Genomic DNA, 767 nt, shown 5'->3' with positions numbered 1-767 from the left:
ATGATATTGACTCTGATATACATATCTTTTAATTCCGGAACTTGATCTAGTATATAATTTACGATTGATTGTTCTGATTCTAATCCTTTGAATAATCTTTGATAATAATATTCCACACTGTTTAAACATTCTGAAGGCTTGAGAATAATTTTCCAAAAATGTTTAAGCTTATTATATAAAGGTTGTTGAGTGTTTTTGAAGTGATTCATCCACTTAACACGACATTTGTTCAATTCACGGTTCAAAGCTTGAACGAGGTGGAAACGATCGAGAATAATTTCTGCGTTTGGAAATAACTTCTTGAATAAAGAAATATAAGGACTATACATATCCATCGTTACAGTTTTAACGCTTGCTCGAGCAGTTTTTTCGAATCTCATAAAGTAATCAAACAAAGCTTTTTGTCTTCGATCAGGAAGAATATCTATAATTTCATGCGTATCACCATCACAATATATAAAGCTCATTTTACCTATGACATTTTTTACGCTTTTAAATTCATCTACCATGATGTGTTGAGGTAGTTTATTAAAAGGTCCTAGCTTTACACTTCCGGCTATTTTATTAATATAACGTATTACTGATGTAGCACTGACGTTATTATCTAATCCAATACTTTTGCACGATCTATTTTCTCCACTTTGATAAAGAAGATGCAGTATTAAATTATTGCAGAAGTTATAATGCTTTTTGACAAACGAAGTTTTTGATACAAATGAACGTCGACAGCCACGACAAAAGAATCTTTGCTTTTTTAATTCTAAATA

At 30.5% G+C, this 767-nt stretch carries 1 protein-coding gene; it reads right to left on the bottom strand.

The genetic code is table 11. From position 1 onward, the window contains the following. On the bottom strand, positions 1-767 hold a 767-nt coding region (locus HMPREF2937_RS00455), incomplete at both ends, for an ISL3 family transposase (RefSeq protein WP_142351377.1).

Origin of the sequence: Staphylococcus sp. HMSC061G12 (genome assembly GCF_001838465.1) — a bacterium.
Lineage (GTDB): Bacteria > Bacillota > Bacilli > Staphylococcales > Staphylococcaceae > Staphylococcus > Staphylococcus simulans.
The sequence above is the reverse complement of the archived record's forward strand: the minus strand, read 5'-3'. Positions and strand labels throughout refer to the sequence as shown.